We start from the raw sequence: 16,963 nt of genomic DNA on the forward strand, positions 1-16,963 counted from the left end.
TCTATTTTTCAAAAAATTGATTGTCAAGTTGAAACGTTTCCAAGAATAAGCCTAACGGTGGTCTATCTGAAGATTGCTCCTCATAGTTAGGGTTAAATTTTTTGTAGTTACCTTTACGATTAATATGATATTGAGTACCATCTGATTGAATAATTACATTCCAATTAAAATTAGACGCTTGAACCCAATCACGCCCGCTCAGGTCAAATAAATTAGCCCCTTGTGTATAATCCATTAATCTATTTTCTACATGGAAAATTTGTCTCATCAATGCAGGTAAAATATCGGTATGACTGCTTAACCCATATTGCTTGCCTACCGGTAAATCTTTCCAATATACAAGCAATGGCACTTGAACTTCATCGCGCCCAAAGTAGTTTTCTCGCTCTTTTTCATTCATTTCATTAAAGGTTACACCATGCTCTGACGTGATAATGACTAATGTATTTTCAAGCGGTGTACTTTCTAACACTTTTGCTAAAAGAAAATCAATGTCCTGCAAAGTGCGGTCATAATCTGATGGATTTTTACCCTCCAAGGCTAAATCCAAATAAGCAAACCAAGGGGAGTCTGTTTTTTGCGCTTTAATAAAATCATTAAGATTTTTTACCGCACTTTCATTATTTGGTTTGTTAGTTTTATTCGATGGAAGTTTTATTTCACGAAATAATGCTTGGCGGAAGACGCTATCTTTGAAATTTGTAGCAGAAAATAAACCAAATTGATAATGTTCAGCTCGTAATTTTTCGATTAAAACAGATTGGGTATGATTGCTTAAAATGCTATCGGTGTAATTTGCATTTAGCCCGTAAAATAACCCAATTAAGCCTGCGTTGTTACTGTTACCTGTGCTGTAATGATTATTGAATTCTGTTGAACTTGTCGCAAATTCAGCAAGTTTTGGCATCTTTTCACTAGAAATCGCATCATGGCGCAAACCTGAAACCGTTACGATCAGAATATTAGGTTTATGCGTAATTGGTGCATAAGTGAGTTCTTTTTTCGGATAATCAATTTTTAAGGCATCTAAACGGCCTTCTTGCGCCAATTTTTGCGTATATTCTTCTCCATCCAAGAAACCGTGTTTTTCTAAAAAAGAACGAGCTGTCATTGGATAAGATAAAGGGAAATTAGAGCGTTGCATGGTGATAGGACGATACAAATAAGCATCTGCCCAAGCATAAATTAAATGCGTCGCAATGAACATTGCGGTTAAGAATATGCCAGTGCCTTTTAGCCATTTTTGGCGTTCAAGACTGCGTAATTTTTCCCAACTCCAGCGAGAAAATAACATTTGTGCCAGTAAAATTATTGGCATTGGTGCAAAGAATATTTGCCAATCGCGTGACATTTCACCATTTTCTGGATTGACTAGCAAATTCCATACAACAGAGGATAAATGCAGATTAAAACGATTGAAAACGGCGGTATCAAATAATAATAAGGTTGTACAAATCGTGGAAAATATCACGGTTAATCCGCGAAAAGTGCGGTGATTTTTAACAATGAAACTCAGAGGAAAGACAACGAGTAAGTACAACGCAAAAACGTTGAAACTGAAATGCCCGAGCAAACTCACAAAGAAATAAAGTTTTCCTGCTAGAGTATCTGGCCAGTCAATGATAAAGGCATAACGAGTGCCAATAATAATAGCAACAATAATATTAAAAAAAGCAAACCAATGACCCCACGAAATTTTTCGTGAAACGTCATCGCGGTATTGTTTGCCGCTGAAAGTGCCTTTTTTAATCCATTTCATATTAACGTGTTTTTACCGCATTAATTAAGGAATTCGAAAACGCTTGAGCTAATGCCTCACGTTGAGTTTGCGGCACGCTAGTGGTTAATAAATTACTCGCCATGTTACCCAGTGCGATTAACGAAAGATCTACAGGGGCTTTATGCTTTTCTAGGACTACGATCATATCGTTCACAATTGCACTTAGCTGTGCATCAGAATATTTAGAATGTTGAGCCATAATGTTAAAAATAAAACAAAAATTTGGCTTATGATACCCGATTATTTGGTAGAACCTAAATAATTTCTTTTTTCTTGCTTAAAAAGTGTGGTTATAATTTGCGGCAAATTTTTCAAGGGTGACAAAAATGAGTATTACCGTTAATCAAATTGTTTTGCATCAGTTAGTCAAAAATGTGGATGGCGACAGCATAAAAATGGAAAGCGTATTACGCGATGAGCTGTTGTCAATTACGCCAGAAGTAGAACAAATGATGTTGCAACTTCATCAAGGCTATCAAAATAAAGCTAAGGCTTTTGGCGTGTTTCAGGAAAAGTCTATCTTTGCACAACATTTAAATCGTTTATTGGAACAAGAAATTGAGTTTTTAGGTTTTAGTCAATATTCAACAAAATTGCTTGCAGATGAGCTAGGTAAATATAACTTTGCAGAAAGTGGTACTTTGATTTTATGTCAATATAATTTCTTAGCGACAGATTATTTGTTTATTGCATTGCTTGATAGCCGTCGTAGTATGTTAGTGGATGAGCATTTAGATATTCGCCGTACAGAATATCTTGATATTACTCAGTTTGATATTGCGGCAAGAGTGAATTTGACGGATTTGCAGGTGAACGCAAACTCTAATCGTTATTTAACTTTCATAAAAGGCCGTGTGGGTCACAAAATTAGTGATTTTTTCATGGATTTTTTAGGTGCCGAAGAAGGATTAAATCCACAAGTTCAAAATCAATGTTTATTGCAAGCTGTGAGTGATTATTGTGATCAAGGTGAACTCAACAAAGAGCAAACTCAAGCAGTGAAAAAACAAGTGTTTGAATATTGCAAAGCTCAACTTGCAGGCGGTGATGAAATTGAATTGCAGGAACTTTCTGATTCCTTACCCACTCTAAATGAACAGCCTTTTGTTACCTTTGCGGGAGAACAGAATTATGGCTTGGAAGACAGCATTCCGCCAGTACGTTCAACCTTAAAATCCCTAACGAAATTCACTGGTTCAGGAAAAGGGGTGAGTATTAGTTTCGATGCTGATTTATTGAATACTCGAATTCAATGGGAACCGATGACGGATACACTTACTATCAAAGGTTTACCGCCGAATTTAAAAGATCAATTACAAAAGGCTTTAAAATCAGAGAATTAATTTGGAAATATGCTCAAACTTGGGTATTATTTGACAGTACTTTTGCACAAATAAGGTAAAGAAAATGCAAGTTAAAACACTTTTAGGCGCAACCTTTTTAGCATTAAGCGTCGCTTCTTGTTCCACCGTTGAAAAAGTTGTATATCGAATTGATGTACCGCAAGGCAACTATTTAGAAGCGACTACAGTTGCTCAAGTTAAAGAAGGCATGACTGCTCAACAAGTACAATATTTGTTGGGTACGCCAGTATTAATCGATCCTTATAATAGTCAGACTTGGTACTATGTGTTCTTACAACAACGTGCTTATGAAACACCTGTTCAACATACTTTCACTGTAAAATTTGATCAACGTGGTATGGTGACTGAAACCAATCTCGATAAACCTTTGCCAGAAGTTTCGCAACAAGGCGAGAATAACACCATTATTCAAACTGGCGAGAAACCAAAATCAAGCTGGTGGCAATTCTGGAAATAATCTTTCTATTTTCACCACACTACAACAAGAACTATTGATAAAAAGGAATCCCCAATGTCAAAACTCTTGCTCGTTGATGATGATGTTGAATTGACGGAATTACTTTCATCCCTTTTAACGCTAGAAGGGTTTGATGTTCAAACAGCAAATAATGGATTAGAGGCATTACAAAAACTGGATGAAAGCCATGAGTTGGTTTTACTTGATGTGATGATGCCTAAGCTAAATGGTCTTGATACATTAAAAGAAATTCGTAAAGTCTCTAATGTGCCAGTGATGATGCTTACTGCAAGAGGTGAAGACATTGATCGCGTATTAGGCTTAGAATTAGGTGCGGATGATTACTTGCCTAAACCATTTAATGATCGTGAATTAGTGGCAAGAATTAGAGCGATTTTGCGTCGAAGTGTGTCGCCATCAAATAATGTTGGCGATACAAAAGAAATATTATCTTTTGAGAATGTAACCTTATATTTGACTCGCCAAACTGTAATGCATGGTCAGGAAAACTTAAATTTAACGGATTATGAGTTTAAGATTCTTCAGCGATTAATAGAATCAAAGGGGGATATTGTTACTCGTGAAGAATTAAGTTTAGAAGTGCTAGGAAAAACATTAAGTCCGTTCGACCGCTCTCTTGATATGCATATATCTAATTTGAGACGAAAGCTACCAGAGCGAGAAAGCAAATTGCCTTGGTTTAAAACTTTACGCGGAAAAGGCTATCTTTTAGTCACTTAGTTTTATGAAATTGCGTAGTTTTTTCTGTTTAAATCAACTTGCAATCAGGACATTTGCTATGTTCTGGTTTTCTTTTTTTATCATGATGAGCCTTGTGATCGTGCTACCCAATCTCGATCTTAGACTCTATTCCTCTCTAGAAGAAGCAGATATTGTTAACTATCAAAAAGAAATCCTAAATATCGTTCGTAATGGTCAATTACAGGGGCTAATTTCAGAAGTTCCTGTTTTACCTTCAGATAAATTTCAACCTTCTAGACCAGTTCTGATTAATTTACAAACTAAAGATATTCTAGGTGAATTACCAGAGGAAGCGCCTTATATCCGAAGATTTGCAGATGTATCCGGCGATTTTTCAGAACCTAAACGTAAAAATTTTAATGAGCTTCAGCTTTCAGGACCGTTCCAGGTTTATTTAGGGGATACAGCCTCTTATGCCTTGTATTTTATTTCTTACGTTAATCCACAGCGTGAGATCTTTAATTATGTTTTTGATAGACCCATTATATTGATTTTGATTATTCTTTTAATCACCAGCCCATTGCTTTGGTTGTTTACAAGAATGCTGACTAAGCCGATTTCTCGCTTGCAAGAAGCAGCGAATTCAGTGGCATTAGGCAATTTTAAAATTGATAAGAGCTTAGTGGCTAATGGTCCATTAGAATTACGTCAAGTTGGTCAAAGTTTTAATCGAATGGCGGCTTCTATTGATCATCTAATCTCTAATCAACAAACACTACTTTCATCTATTTCACATGAATTAAAAACACCACTCACTCGTTTACAGTTGGCTACAGCGCTTGTTCGTCATGAATGTGGTGAAACAGATAGCGTAAAACGCATTGAAAGAGAAATTGGGCGCATGGATAAAATGATTAGTGAATTGCTTCTACTTTCACGCCAGAAAATGAATAGCCAAATGGAACGGGATATTTTTTATGCTAATACGCTTTGGACTGATATTATCAAGGATGCAAAATTTGAGGCTGAGCAACGTGGTATAGCGTTTCTCACAAATATTCGTTTACCTAAAAATGAATTACAACTTAACGGCAATTTTAGATTGCTAGAAAGTGCGGTTGAAAACATTGTGACAAATGCGCTTAAATACACCAAGGATAAGATCGAACTTCATATTTTTATCCAAGAAGAAGAAGAAGAAGAATTTCTCAGGATCCGTATAGATGACAACGGATCTGGAGTCCATCCAGATGAATTTGAAAAAATCTTCAAACCGTTTTATCGAGTTGATGAAACGCGAACTAGAACGACTGGCGGCACAGGACTAGGATTGGCGATTGTGTCTAATGTTATTCAGGAGCATCAAGGAAAGGTCTGGGCTGAAAAAAGCCCACTAGGCGGGCTTGCTGTTACTATACGATTGCCATTATGGATCAGTAACTAAAAATCAAAAGTGCGGTAAATCTTTACCGCACTTTTCGTCTAGGCATTATCCACGGCAAAAGAAATCACTTCATTAATTTTTTCACAACCTAACGCAACCATAATCAGGCGATCGACTCCTAGCGCAACGCCAGAAGAATTTGGTAAGCCAGCTTCCAATGCAGATAGAAAACGTTCGTCAATGTCTCGAACTGGCAATCCATGTTTCTTTCTTTGCTGATTATCTAATTCAAAACGATGTCTTTGTTCTCGTGCATCTGTCAATTCATGGAAACCATTTGCCAGTTCTAACCCTTTGTAATAAAACTCAAAGCGTTCTGCAACCCGCTGATCTTCTGGGCTAACTTGTGCTAGGGCGGCTTGCGTTGAAGGGAAATGATAAACCGCCACAGGTCGATCTTTTCCTATTTGGGGTTCAACGACTTCACTAAATAAAAACTGTAATAAAGTATCGCGATCTTCATTATCTTCAGCCATAAAGTTATGTTTACGCGCCGCTTCGATTAATTCTGAACGTTCTGCAGATAAGGGATCTAAACCTACATATTCTTGGAAAACAAACTGGTAGCTTAAACTTTCTGCCGGTGGGCAATCTAAAATTTGTTGGAGTAAATCATCTACTTCATTAATTAAACGATGCATATTAAAGTGCGGTCGATACCATTCCAACATGGTAAATTCTGGATTGTGGCGATTACCGGCTTCTTCATTACGGAACACTTTACTGATTTGGAATATCGGTCCACTGCCTGCAGCAAGCAAGCGTTTCATATGATATTCAGGGCTTGTAGAAAGCCAAAGTGTTTTCGATTGTTCGCTAAAAGGTGCAAGAAATTCTGTGCTAAATGTGGAAAGGTGCAAATCAGTAACGCCAAATTCACTCAGAGCTGGCGTCTCAACTTCAAGTAAGCCTCGTTCTGTAAAAAATTGACGAATTTCAGCAATAATTTTTGCCCGTTTAAGAAGATTTTTTATATCGGCAGAAGGTTGCCAATGAGTAAGTGCGGTCATTTTTATTCCCATTTTTAAATTTGCATCATTGTAAACGAGAGCCCTTCTCAACTCAATCTAAGCTTTTTTGAGGTAGATCACAAAATCATACTTTTTCCCCTTCCCTACATAAAAAACGTTATTAATTTGTAACAAAAAATGGCAGAATGACCTCATTAGATTACCCTTTTAGGGTGATTTCTATTTTTTACTTTCTACATTTATTGGAGGATATCGTGCAAACAGTTAATGTCGATATTGCGATTGTTGGCGCTGGTGGCGGCGGTTTACGTGCAGCGATTGCAGCAGCAGAAGCAAATCCTAACTTAAAAATTGCATTAGTTTCAAAAGTGTACCCAATGCGTAGCCATACCGTGGCAGCAGAAGGTGGCGCAGCGGCAGTTATCAAAGAGGAAGATTCTTACGATAAACACTTCCAAGATACCGTTGCTGGTGGTGACTGGCTTTGCGAACAGGATGTTGTGGAATATTTTGTACAACATTCACCTGTGGAAATGACTCAATTAGAACGTTGGGGATGTCCTTGGAGCCGTAAAGCAGACGGCGATGTAAACGTACGTCGTTTCGGTGGAATGAAAATTGAGCGTACTTGGTTCGCCGCTGATAAAACAGGTTTCCACTTATTACACACACTTTTCCAAACTTCTATTCAATATCCACAAATTCAACGTTTTGATGAACACTTCGTATTAGATATTCTTGTTGATGATGGCCATGCTCGTGGTATGGTTGCAATGAACATGATGGAAGGTTCGCTTGTTCAAATTAATGCCAATGCGGTTGTGATTGCAACTGGTGGTGGCTGTCGTGCATTTAAATTCAATACCAACGGCGGTATTGTAACAGGTGACGGCTTATCTATGGCGTATCGTCATGGTGTACCACTTCGTGATATGGAGTTTGTTCAATATCACCCAACAGGTTTACCGAATACTGGCATCTTAATGACTGAAGGTTGTCGTGGTGAAGGCGGTATCTTAGTGAATAAAGATGGCTATCGCTATCTTCAAGATTACGGTCTAGGACCTGAAACTCCAATTGGAAAACCTCAAAATAAATATATGGAACTTGGTCCTCGTGATAAAGTTTCTCAAGCATTCTGGCAAGAATGGAAAAAAGGTAATACCTTAAAAACCGCGAAAGGCGTAGATGTTGTGCATTTAGATTTACGCCATCTCGGTGAAAAATATTTACACGAGCGTCTGCCATTTATTTGTGAATTAGCAAGTGCTTATGAAGGTGTAAATCCAGTGAATGAGCCAATCCCTGTTCGTCCAGTTGTTCACTACACAATGGGTGGTATTGAGGTTGATTTTAACAGCGAAACGCGTATCAAAGGTTTATTTGCTGTAGGTGAGTGTGCATCTTCAGGTTTACATGGTGCAAACCGTTTAGGATCTAACTCTTTAGCTGAACTTGTTGTGTTAGGTCGTGTTGCTGGCGAATATGCGGCACAACGTGCTGTAGAGGCTCAATCTGTCAATCAAAGTGCGGTTGATGCTCAAGCAAAAGATGTTGTTGCTCGTTTAGAGGCCCTTCATAAACAAGAAGGTAATGAGTCTTGGTCTGAAATCCGTGATGAAATGGGTTCTGTAATGGAAGAAGGCTGTGGTATTTACCGTGACCAAGCAAGCATGCAAAAAGCAGTAGATAAAATTGCAGAATTAAAAGAACGTTACAAACGTATTCGTGTAGCAGATAACCCAAGCGTGTTTAATACAGATGTACTTTATACAGTTGAGTTAGGCTACATCCTAGATGTTGCACAATCTATTGCAAATTCAGCGATTGAACGTAAAGAATCTCGTGGTGCTCACCAACGCTTAGATTACACTGAACGTGATGATGTAAATTATTTAAAACACACACTTGCTTTCTACAATGAGAATGGTGCACCGCGCATTGAATACAGTCCGGTGAAAATTACTAAATCTCAACCTGCAAAACGTGTTTACGGTGCGGAAGCAGAAGCTCAAGAAGCCTCTGCGAAAGCTAAGGAGCAAGCAAATGGCTAATTCACCAGTAATGAATGTTGAAGTATTACGCTACAATCCTGAAATCGATCAAGAGCCGCATCTAAGTACCTATCAAGTACCTTATGATAATCAAACTTCATTGCTTGATGCGTTAGGTTATATTAAGGATAAACTTGAGCCATCTCTTTCTTATCGTTGGTCTTGCCGTATGGCGATTTGTGGTTCTTGCGGGATGATGGTAAATAACAAACCGAAATTAGCTTGTAAAACGTTCTTACGTGATTACAGCGGCCATATGCGTATTGAGCCGTTAGCAAACTTCCCAATTGAACGTGACTTAGTGGTTGATTTAAGCCACTTTATCGAGAGTTTAGAGGCAATTAAACCTTATATTATTGGTAACGAAGCACCTGCATTAGATGGTAAACCACATCCATCGAAAGAATTGCAAGTAAGCCGTACTAAACAAACGCCAGCACAGCTTGAGAAATATCGTCAATTCTCAATGTGTATCAACTGTGGTTTATGCTATGCCGCTTGCCCTCAATTTGGTTTAAATCCTGAATTCTTAGGCCCTGCAGCTATTACTATGGCTCATCGTTATAATCTTGATAACCGTGACCATGGTAAAGCAAAACGTATGTCATTATTAAATGGTAAAAACGGGGTTTGGAGTTGTACTTTCGTTGGTTATTGCTCAGAAGTTTGTCCAAAACATGTGGATCCTGCTTCTGCAATTAACCAAGGAAAAGTGGAAAGTGCCAAAGATTATGTTATCTCTATGCTAAAACCAAAAGGCTAAGGGGGAAGGAATGTCAGTAACAGTGAGTAAACGTAAAAAATATGTTCGTCCAATGACAGCGACTTGGTGGCAAAAATTGGACTTCTACAAAGCTTATATGCTACGTGAAGCGACTTCAATCTTTGCTGTATGGTTTTGTATTGTATTGCTTTATGGTGTTCTTTGCCTTGCAAGTAATCCAATGCCAGGCTTAGGCATCTTGAGCTTTATTGAGTTTTTAAGAAATCCAATTGTGGTGTTCTTAAATATTATTACGCTTATCGCAACGCTTTATCATACGGTGACATATTTCTTAATGACACCGAAAGTGATGAATATCATTGTGAAAAATGAACGCTTACCACACACTGTTGTAAGAAATGCACTTTGGGCGGTAACCGCATTAGTTAGCGTGATTTCTTTAGTTTTAGTTTATATTTAAGGGAGAGAAAAAATGGTTGATCAAAATCCAAAACGCTCCGGCGAACCGCCAGTATGGTTAATGTTCGGTGCAGGCGGCACAGTGAGTGCAATTTTCTTCCCTGTCGTTATTTTAATTATCGGTTTGTTATTACCATTTGGTTTAGTCGATGCGCATAATTTAATTACTTTTGCTTATTCTTGGATTGGTAAATTAGTTATTTTAGTGCTTACTATTTTCCCAATGTGGTGCGGTTTACATCGTATTCACCACGGTATGCACGATCTTAAAGTACATGTGCCAGCTGGTGGATTTATCTTTTATGGTTTAGCCACAATTTATACCGTTTGGGTGTTATTTGCGGTAACGAGTCTATAAGAGCTAGATTCATTATAAAAAAGCGAGCATAAGCTCGCTTTTTTTACTATAAAATTATCGTCCTTTCTAATTATTACAATCAAAAAAACAGCTATAAAAATATAGCTGTCTAAATTCTCAAATTTCTATTACCAATTATGATAATGATGATAATAACCGACACCCACAGCGGGGACCACAGGAAGAGTAGGGCTAATAATTCTTACTTTCGCTTTCTCATCACTCGCATTCATTTTTAGTGGTGTTTCTTCTTGTTTAGAGACCCGAGCTTTTTGTGAGGCAACAACAGTATTTCCACTCTGCACTCGGGCGTTATATTCCTGAACTGTTTTCATATCATAAATGCCATTATCTGGCTTATTATCAGAAGAACATGCAACTAATAAACATGTTATACCTAATACTAAAATATTTTTTTTCATATCCACCTCTATTTACAAATTACTTCTGTTAACACCGCTTTCCCTTCTGATACATTATTAACAGCCTTTTCCTTCAATTTCTTATTTTCCATAATTTGAATACGCTCAGATACTTTTTTATCAGAAATAGAATAAACGGGTACATAACTTAAATTTTGCGTATTCTTCCCACCATAAATTGTAGCACCAGTTACGCTACCATAATATTCTGTTTTATCATTGGGTGAAAGATAATTGTGGGTTGAATTTGTATAGTTTACACCTCTAGCTTTAAACCCTTTACAAACCCCAGCCGGAGATTCATAAATAGTTTGAGATGAACTCATCTCATCCATTTTATAAACTTTTAATTCAATACTCTGCCCCAAAAGCTGTACATCATTATCTGAAATTTCAGACGAAAAGCTTTTTTGATCTGCCGAATCGACATAAGTAATATTACTTGCAATAGAAACCCGAGCAATAACAAGGCTGCTAACCATAAGAAAAAATAACGGAACCGAAATATAAGATTGATGCTTCATGTTTATTTTTTCCTTAGTCTTTACTATATTGATATCGCTCTAACGTCAAACCATCAGGCTTAAAAAAGAGTAACATTTCAAGCGATAAATTATCTATTCTAATTAGTTCGTATTAATTATGATAGTAACACAATGAAAACCTAATAAATAGATTCATCATCAATAATCATTTTTACCGCACTATATCAGAAAGTACTACAATGCTCTAGGTTATTTTTCAGGGGTAATACTTTTTGATTTTTCTTCGTTTTGCGCTTCTAAAGCATCACGCGCGGCACGAATACTTTTTTCAATTAATGGAACCCTCTCATCATCTTTCGGCATTAAGCGCAGCATCATCGCCCAAGTCACTGCTGCCATTTTATAATCTTCCGTTTCAAAATAACGGAATGCGAGCAAACTTAGGGCCTCAACGTTAGTATGATCTTGACGAATCACTTCACGTAATAAATCGCCACCTTTTAGTTTATCAGTCGCATCATCAGAGAACATCAACACGCGAGCATAGCCTAATTTATATTGCACATTATCTGGTTCTAACTTGTTGGCCTTCTGATAACTATCAAATGCTAAACGTACATCACCTAAATTCATTCCAATCTGACCGAGCATCCACCATTTTTTTGCATCAGTTGGATTTTTCTGCAAATCGATTCGAAGTGCGGTAGAAAATTGCTGCATTTCTGCATCAGAAAATGGATTTTTATCTTCATCTTTCATTCGCTCATAGAAATATGGCAATTTCTCATAAGTTTGCTCTAACATAGACTCAGCTTGCCAAGAGCCAACCATAAAATAAGAAGAGCCCGCGATAATTCCTAGCGCCAACACGCCAGATACAAACCACACTTTTCCATAAGATTTGCCTGAAGAATCCACATTCTCTTGAACCTTGCTCGGCACATCATCAAGCAAAGTTTTCTGTAATTCTTGTTTGAGCTGCTCAACATTTTCAACTAAACCTTGGGAATTATCTTGCTCAATTTCTTCCAAGCGTGAGAAATATAAGGCCTTATTTAAATCATCACGTTTTTGCCCATGTTTCGCTTTGAATTGACGCAATAAAGGATAAAAACAAATTAACGCCACAACTAAAGTGGTTAATATAAAAATTAATGCAAAATTCATCTATTTATCCTTGTTTAATAATTCTGCCAAACGCGTATTATCTTCATCAGTTAAAACATCTTGGGATTTCACCGCGCTTTGAGCTTTTGGTTTACGTCTTAATAAAAATACCACACCTAACAACACAAGCAATAATGGCGCAATCCATAGCACTAATGTACTCGCTGTCATAGGGGGATCGTAAGTTACAAAATTGCCGTAGCGTGCCACCATATAATCCACTACATCATTTTTCGATTTGCCTTCTTGTAAAAGCTCAAATACTTTGCCTCGCATATCCACAGCAATAGTTGCGTTAGAATCCGCAATATTGTTATTTTGACATTGAGGGCAACGCAAAGATTGTGTTAATTGGTGATAATCACTCTCTTGCTGTGGAGAACTAAAATTTAATGCGTCAATAGCTGAAAACGCCACTGAGCTAAACAAAAGTGCGGTCAAAAATAGCCATGTTTTTTTCATTATTGTTGCTCCGAAAGTTTGTCATAAATTGGTTTTAAAGTCTGAGTCCAAACTTTTTCGTTTACATCTCCAGCATAACGATAATGAATCACACCTTTTCCATCTACAATGAAAGTTTCTGGTGCCCCATATACTCCTAAATCCAAACCGAAAGAACCTTTTTCATCTTTTAAAACAACTTTATAAGGATTGCCAAGATCTTTTAACCACTTCATTGCTTTAGGTGATTCATCTTTATAATCTAAACCGATAATTCGCACACCGTCTTTAGCAAGTTTGTTTAAATATTGATGTTCGGCATAACAAGTCGGACACCACGTCGCCCAGACATTAAGCAAAACTGGCTTACCTTGTTGAAACAACTCATTCGTGTAAGCTTTATTTTCAAAAAGCTCCGTTAAATTTTTTGCCGGCACAGGCTTTCCAACCAAAGCAGATTCTAGTGCTTTAATATCTTCACCTTGCGCATTGCGTTTTAATTGCACTAAAAATGCAATTGTTATCGATAAAAAGAGAATAAGAGGAACGAGTAATTTTTTTTTCATTTTTTACCGCACTTTAAATATAAAAAACTAAAGTAGACTTTTATAAAAGCCCGCATTGTTCACATAAGCTAATTAAAAGTTAAGGCACACCTTAATCAAGGTGCGCCGTCATATTATTTTTTCAATAAAGCGTTAAATCGATAGCGTCGATCGAACATACACAACAATCCACCTAACGCCATAAACAAGCCGCCAATCCAAATCCAGCGAATAAACGGCTTGTAATATAAGCGTAACGCCCAAGAATTATCATCAATCTTTTCACCGAGAGCCACATAGAGGTCACGAGTTAAACCACCAGCAATAGCGGCTTCCGTCATAGACATCCGACTTACTGTGTAAAAACGTTTTTCTGCGAATAAACTTGCTTCTGGTTGCCCATCTTTTGAAATATCAATTTGAGCTTTTCCACCAATATAGTTTGGGCCATTTGCATCCGTCACACCAGCGAATTTAAAATCGTAACGACCGATTTGTGCACTCTCGCCGACCTTCATTCGAACATCACGTTCTACGCTGAAGTTTTGGCTAAAGGCGATCCCCCACACAGTCATTGCTACGCCTAAGTGAGCTAACATCATTCCCCAATGAGAACGAGATAGTTTGCGTACGCCAACAAAGAATGATTCACGATGCGTCGCACGTTGTTGCAATTCATAAAGCGCTAGTAGAGCGATAATCACGGTCATCATTGAACCAAGCACCGAACTCACGGTAATTTTATCTTGCAAGAAGTAAGGTAACGCAAAACCTGCAATCAGCATAACAAATACGCTGATAACAACAGGCGTACGAATTGCAGAAAATTGGTCTCTACGCCATTTCACCAAAGGTCCAATACCAAGCAATAATGCAAATGGTGTCATAATAATTAAGAACATTTGATCAAAGAATGGCGCACCAATAGAAATAGAACCCAAACCAAGTTGTTTGTGAACGAGTGGTAACAACGTTCCTAAGAATACAACGCAAAGTGCGGTCATTAATAAGATATTATTTAATAACAACATACTTTCACGTGAATAACGTTCTGCATTATCACGAGAGCGAATTTGACTGCCTTTATACGCATAGAGCGCAAGCGAACCACCAATTACTACAACAAGGTAAGCCAAAATATACAAACCACGAGTTGGATCCGATGCAAATGCGTGAACTGAAACTAAGATGCCAGAACGAACTAAGAACGTGCCGAGTAAACAAAGCGAAAAGGCTAAAATCGCAAGTAATACCGTCCAAGCTTTGAAAGAACCACGTTTTTCTGTCACAGACAGAGAGTGAATCAATGCTGTACCCGCAAGCCAAGGCATAAACGAGGAGTTTTCCACAGGGTCCCAGAACCACCAGCCCCCCCAGCCAAGCTCATAATAAGCCCACCAAGAACCGAGTACGATACCTAAAGTTAAAAACACCCAAGCTGCAAGCGTCCAAGGACGTGACCAACGAGCCCAAGCTGAATCTAATTTTCCTGTCATTAAGGACGCAATCGCAAACGCAAATGCCACAGAAAAACCAACATAGCCCATATAAAGTAATGGCGGATGGAAAATTAATCCTACATCTTGCAACATTGGGTTAAGTTCTTTTCCGTCCACTGGGAAATCAGGGAAAGTACGAGTAAAAGGATTTGAAGTGAACAAGACGAACAACACAAAACCGACGCTAATAATCCCCATTATACCAAGTACACGAGCAACCGCTTCTTGAGGTAAATGTTTACTCAATAAAGCAACGGCAGATGACCAAACGGTCAGTAACCAAATCCACAGTAATAAAGAACCTTCATGAGAGCCCCATACGGCAGACAAACGATAATAAATCGGTAAAGCCGTATTAGAGTTATTCACTACATACTGAACACTAAAATCATTTACTGCGAATAAATAAAATAATGCAGCAAAAGCAATGCTTAAACTTGCCAATAAACCATAAGTCATTGGGCGAGCTAATGCCATTAATTGTGCATTGCCCTTTTCTGCCCCCCACAAAGGGAAAATCGCCAACATAAGCGATACGGCTAAACTTAAAGCCAGCGCATAATTTCCTAATTCAGCAATCATTTTGCGCCTTCTTTTTCTTGACGATCACGTGTGCTTTCGCCTTTTAAATCCGCATCACCAATCCCCATTGGTTTATGCACTTTTTGCATTTTTTCACCTAATTCTGGTGGCACATAATTTTCATCATGTTTAGCCAATACTTCTGTCGCGGTTAAAACGGTTGGCTGAGTTAATACACCTTGAGCCACAATACCTTGTCCTTCGCGGAAAAGATCCGGCAAAATGCCTTCATATTCAACAGTGATCGCAGGGCCAATATCATTCAAATCGAACCGCACTTTCAAGCTTTTTGGATCACGCACTACTGTGCCTTCAACCACCATACCTCCAACACGAATACGTTGCCCCACTTCAGGTTTTTGATTCGGGTTATTATCCTTGCCTTGAATCACTTCAGATGGCGTATAAAACAAGTCGATATTTTGACGTAACGCATACAGCATCAATCCACTTGCAATAGCAATGCCGAGCACAACAAAAATGACTAATTTAAATCTGGATTTACGTCTTGGATTCATAGTGTGTTCCCTTTATTTGCTTGTTGTAAACGTTCTTCGCGTTGTTGCTCACGCAATACATTTTGTAACACTGTCTTGCGTTGTTTTACACTTTGAACAATTAAGGCAATCACTGCCACTAAACTTACTGCATAGGATAACCATACGTAAAAACCATAGCCACCCATATTAAAAAAATCACTCCAAGTCTGGAAAAACATAAAATATTCCTTATGAAAAATCGCTAAAAAACTAACCGCACTTTATTTCAGTGTTTGAGCCAATGCTTTAACCCAAGGACGTTTCGCATCTTCTTTCAATAATTCCACACGATAACGCACTAAAGTAAGCCAAATATACAAGGTTAAAAAACCGAATATACACAAAATTAATGGAACCAACATTGGAATTGCAATGGATGGTTTTTCCAGTTTAGTGATACTCGCACCTTGATGTAGCGTGTTCCACCATTCCACAGAAAAATGAATAATCGGTAAAATCACGACCGTTGTAATGCATAAAATTCCCGCTGCTTTTGCCCCTACATTACGATCTGAAAAAGCAGAATAAAGCGCTAAAATACCAAGATAAAGAAAGAATAAAATCAATTCTGCAGTTAAGCGAGCATCCCACACCCACCAAGTGCCCCACATTGGTTTACCCCAAATTGCGCCCGTAACAAGCGATAAGAAAGTAAACAATGCTCCAATTGGTGCCATTGCAATCATGGCGAGGTGAGCTTGCTTAATTTGCCACACAAGGGCAACCACAGCCGCAATCGCCATTGAACCGTACACTCCCATTGACCAAATCGCTGTCGGCACATGAACATACATAATTCGGAAACTATTACCCTGTTGGTAATCTGCTGGGGCGAATGCTAAGCCCCATACAATGCCAACACCGAGTAAAATAAGTGTTAAAAATGCAAATAGCGGACTCAATTTACCGCAGATACGATACTGAGTTTCGGGTTTTGCATAAGGATGTAACCACTTCCACATAAAAAAGA

Annotated in this window: 20 protein-coding genes; 8 read left to right on the top strand and 12 right to left on the bottom strand. The window is 38.1% G+C overall.

What is annotated here, in order from left to right:
• Nucleotide 1: 1 nt before the first annotated feature.
• Complete coding sequence (locus KP710_RS04305) at nucleotides 2-1,759, bottom strand: DUF3413 domain-containing protein (protein WP_215770939.1); 1,758 nt, start codon at nucleotides 1,757-1,759, stop codon at nucleotides 2-4.
• Between the two features lies 1 nt (nucleotide 1,760).
• Entirely contained in the window at nucleotides 1,761-1,979 is a 219-nt protein-coding gene (locus tag KP710_RS04310; RefSeq protein ID WP_215770940.1) for a YejL family protein, read from the bottom strand.
• A gap of 127 nt (nucleotides 1,980-2,106) precedes the next feature.
• Between KP710_RS04310 and yejK the strand changes: the two genes are divergently transcribed.
• The 4 genes from yejK to cpxA all read left to right on the top strand — a co-directional run bounded on the left by yejK (nucleotide 2,107) and on the right by cpxA (nucleotide 5,747).
• Complete coding sequence (gene yejK / locus KP710_RS04315; RefSeq protein WP_215770941.1) at nucleotides 2,107-3,123, top strand: nucleoid-associated protein YejK; 1,017 nt, start codon at nucleotides 2,107-2,109, stop codon at nucleotides 3,121-3,123.
• A gap of 64 nt (nucleotides 3,124-3,187) precedes the next feature.
• Nucleotides 3,188-3,601 carry an outer membrane protein assembly factor BamE gene (gene bamE, locus KP710_RS04320; protein WP_009499758.1) on the top strand — a complete coding sequence of 138 codons (414 nt, stop codon included), beginning with the start codon at nucleotides 3,188-3,190 and terminating at the stop codon, nucleotides 3,599-3,601.
• Nucleotides 3,602-3,655: 54 nt separating this feature from the next.
• On the top strand, nucleotides 3,656-4,342 hold the full coding sequence (locus KP710_RS04325) for a response regulator (RefSeq protein ID WP_215770942.1): 687 nt from the start codon (nucleotides 3,656-3,658) through the stop codon (nucleotides 4,340-4,342).
• Between the two features lie 4 nt (nucleotides 4,343-4,346).
• A complete protein-coding gene (gene cpxA, locus KP710_RS04330; protein ID WP_215770943.1) occupies nucleotides 4,347-5,747 on the top strand; it encodes an envelope stress sensor histidine kinase CpxA in 1,401 nt (466 codons plus the stop codon).
• A gap of 38 nt (nucleotides 5,748-5,785) precedes the next feature.
• Here the strand turns inward: cpxA and epmA are convergent, their stop codons facing one another.
• Nucleotides 5,786-6,757: an elongation factor P--(R)-beta-lysine ligase gene (gene epmA, locus KP710_RS04335; RefSeq protein WP_215770944.1), complete on the bottom strand. Its 972-nt coding sequence runs from the start codon at nucleotides 6,755-6,757 to the stop codon at nucleotides 5,786-5,788.
• 215 nt (nucleotides 6,758-6,972) lie between these two features.
• On the opposite strand from epmA, the gene frdA reads away from it, so the two are divergent.
• From frdA to frdD, 4 genes are read left to right on the top strand one after another with little or no spacing between them, the layout of a single operon-like run.
• Nucleotides 6,973-8,772: a fumarate reductase (quinol) flavoprotein subunit gene (gene frdA / locus KP710_RS04340; RefSeq protein ID WP_215770945.1), complete on the top strand. Its 1,800-nt coding sequence runs from the start codon at nucleotides 6,973-6,975 to the stop codon at nucleotides 8,770-8,772.
• Nucleotides 8,765-9,535, top strand: coding sequence for a succinate dehydrogenase/fumarate reductase iron-sulfur subunit (locus KP710_RS04345; protein ID WP_005639269.1), 771 nt, complete (start codon nucleotides 8,765-8,767; stop codon nucleotides 9,533-9,535). The genes frdA and KP710_RS04345 overlap by 8 nt, the downstream gene beginning before the upstream one ends.
• A 10-nt stretch (nucleotides 9,536-9,545) precedes the next feature.
• Nucleotides 9,546-9,956, top strand: a complete 411-nt coding sequence (gene frdC / locus KP710_RS04350) for a fumarate reductase subunit FrdC (RefSeq protein ID WP_118843501.1) — start codon at nucleotides 9,546-9,548, stop codon at nucleotides 9,954-9,956.
• A gap of 12 nt (nucleotides 9,957-9,968) precedes the next feature.
• A complete protein-coding gene (gene frdD, locus KP710_RS04355; RefSeq protein ID WP_106014064.1) occupies nucleotides 9,969-10,313 on the top strand; it encodes a fumarate reductase subunit FrdD in 345 nt (114 codons plus the stop codon).
• A 128-nt stretch (nucleotides 10,314-10,441) separates the two neighbouring features.
• Here frdD and KP710_RS04360 read toward each other — a convergent pair whose 3' ends face one another.
• From KP710_RS04360 to KP710_RS04400, 9 genes are all read right to left on the bottom strand, one after another.
• Entirely contained in the window at nucleotides 10,442-10,735 is a 294-nt protein-coding gene (locus KP710_RS04360; RefSeq protein ID WP_048953952.1) for a hypothetical protein, read from the bottom strand.
• Between the two features lie 8 nt (nucleotides 10,736-10,743).
• Nucleotides 10,744-11,259, bottom strand: coding sequence for a DUF8095 domain-containing protein (locus tag KP710_RS04365; protein ID WP_140580778.1), 516 nt, complete (start codon nucleotides 11,257-11,259; stop codon nucleotides 10,744-10,746).
• 210 nt (nucleotides 11,260-11,469) lie between these two features.
• Entirely contained in the window at nucleotides 11,470-12,387 is a 918-nt protein-coding gene (gene ccmI, locus KP710_RS04370) for a c-type cytochrome biogenesis protein CcmI (RefSeq protein ID WP_215770946.1), read from the bottom strand.
• Nucleotides 12,388-12,849 (bottom strand): cytochrome c-type biogenesis protein, encoded by a 462-nt coding sequence (locus KP710_RS04375; protein WP_215770947.1) that lies wholly within the window; start codon nucleotides 12,847-12,849, stop codon nucleotides 12,388-12,390.
• Nucleotides 12,849-13,394 carry a DsbE family thiol:disulfide interchange protein gene (locus tag KP710_RS04380; protein ID WP_046942240.1) on the bottom strand — a complete coding sequence of 182 codons (546 nt, stop codon included), beginning with the start codon at nucleotides 13,392-13,394 and terminating at the stop codon, nucleotides 12,849-12,851. Before KP710_RS04380 ends, KP710_RS04375 begins: the two co-directional genes overlap by 1 nt.
• Before the next feature lie 113 nt (nucleotides 13,395-13,507).
• Nucleotides 13,508-15,454 carry a heme lyase CcmF/NrfE family subunit gene (locus tag KP710_RS04385; RefSeq protein WP_215770948.1) on the bottom strand — a complete coding sequence of 649 codons (1,947 nt, stop codon included), beginning with the start codon at nucleotides 15,452-15,454 and terminating at the stop codon, nucleotides 13,508-13,510.
• Nucleotides 15,451-15,972: a cytochrome c maturation protein CcmE gene (ccmE, locus tag KP710_RS04390; RefSeq protein WP_005631161.1), complete on the bottom strand. Its 522-nt coding sequence runs from the start codon at nucleotides 15,970-15,972 to the stop codon at nucleotides 15,451-15,453. Before ccmE ends, KP710_RS04385 begins: the two co-directional genes overlap by 4 nt.
• Entirely contained in the window at nucleotides 15,969-16,172 is a 204-nt protein-coding gene (ccmD, locus tag KP710_RS04395) for a heme exporter protein CcmD (RefSeq protein WP_005634314.1), read from the bottom strand. The genes ccmE and ccmD overlap by 4 nt, the downstream gene beginning before the upstream one ends.
• Before the next feature lie 42 nt (nucleotides 16,173-16,214).
• Nucleotides 16,215-16,955, bottom strand: a complete 741-nt coding sequence (locus KP710_RS04400) for a heme ABC transporter permease (RefSeq protein ID WP_005634316.1) — start codon at nucleotides 16,953-16,955, stop codon at nucleotides 16,215-16,217.
• Between the last annotated feature and the right edge of the window lie 8 nt (nucleotides 16,956-16,963).

Source organism: Haemophilus sp. SZY H35, from assembly GCF_018829705.1.
Lineage (GTDB): Bacteria > Pseudomonadota > Gammaproteobacteria > Enterobacterales > Pasteurellaceae > Haemophilus > Haemophilus haemolyticus_K.

Bases quoted from the DNA above. Each gene is read 5' to 3' on its own strand.
- KP710_RS04305 (WP_215770939.1), bottom strand. From the start codon at position 1,759: ATGAAATGGATTAAAAAAGGCACTTTCAGCGGCAAACAATACCGCGAT.
- KP710_RS04310 (WP_215770940.1), bottom strand. From the start codon at position 1,979: ATGGCTCAACATTCTAAATATTCTGATGCACAGCTAAGTGCAATTGTG.
- yejK (WP_215770941.1), top strand. From the start codon at position 2,107: ATGAGTATTACCGTTAATCAAATTGTTTTGCATCAGTTAGTCAAAAAT.
- bamE (WP_009499758.1), top strand. From the start codon at position 3,188: ATGCAAGTTAAAACACTTTTAGGCGCAACCTTTTTAGCATTAAGCGTC.
- KP710_RS04325 (WP_215770942.1), top strand. From the start codon at position 3,656: ATGTCAAAACTCTTGCTCGTTGATGATGATGTTGAATTGACGGAATTA.
- cpxA (WP_215770943.1), top strand. From the start codon at position 4,347: ATGAAATTGCGTAGTTTTTTCTGTTTAAATCAACTTGCAATCAGGACA.
- epmA (WP_215770944.1), bottom strand. From the start codon at position 6,757: ATGACCGCACTTACTCATTGGCAACCTTCTGCCGATATAAAAAATCTT.
- KP710_RS04345 (WP_005639269.1), top strand. From the start codon at position 8,765: ATGGCTAATTCACCAGTAATGAATGTTGAAGTATTACGCTACAATCCT.
- frdC (WP_118843501.1), top strand. From the start codon at position 9,546: ATGTCAGTAACAGTGAGTAAACGTAAAAAATATGTTCGTCCAATGACA.
- frdD (WP_106014064.1), top strand. From the start codon at position 9,969: ATGGTTGATCAAAATCCAAAACGCTCCGGCGAACCGCCAGTATGGTTA.
- KP710_RS04360 (WP_048953952.1), bottom strand. From the start codon at position 10,735: ATGAAAAAAAATATTTTAGTATTAGGTATAACATGTTTATTAGTTGCA.
- KP710_RS04365 (WP_140580778.1), bottom strand. From the start codon at position 11,259: ATGAAGCATCAATCTTATATTTCGGTTCCGTTATTTTTTCTTATGGTT.
- ccmI (WP_215770946.1), bottom strand. From the start codon at position 12,387: ATGAATTTTGCATTAATTTTTATATTAACCACTTTAGTTGTGGCGTTA.
- KP710_RS04375 (WP_215770947.1), bottom strand. From the start codon at position 12,849: ATGAAAAAAACATGGCTATTTTTGACCGCACTTTTGTTTAGCTCAGTG.
- KP710_RS04380 (WP_046942240.1), bottom strand. From the start codon at position 13,394: ATGAAAAAAAAATTACTCGTTCCTCTTATTCTCTTTTTATCGATAACA.
- KP710_RS04385 (WP_215770948.1), bottom strand. From the start codon at position 15,454: ATGATTGCTGAATTAGGAAATTATGCGCTGGCTTTAAGTTTAGCCGTA.
- ccmE (WP_005631161.1), bottom strand. From the start codon at position 15,972: ATGAATCCAAGACGTAAATCCAGATTTAAATTAGTCATTTTTGTTGTG.
- ccmD (WP_005634314.1), bottom strand. From the start codon at position 16,172: ATGTTTTTCCAGACTTGGAGTGATTTTTTTAATATGGGTGGCTATGGT.
- KP710_RS04400 (WP_005634316.1), bottom strand. From the start codon at position 16,955: ATGTGGAAGTGGTTACATCCTTATGCAAAACCCGAAACTCAGTATCGT.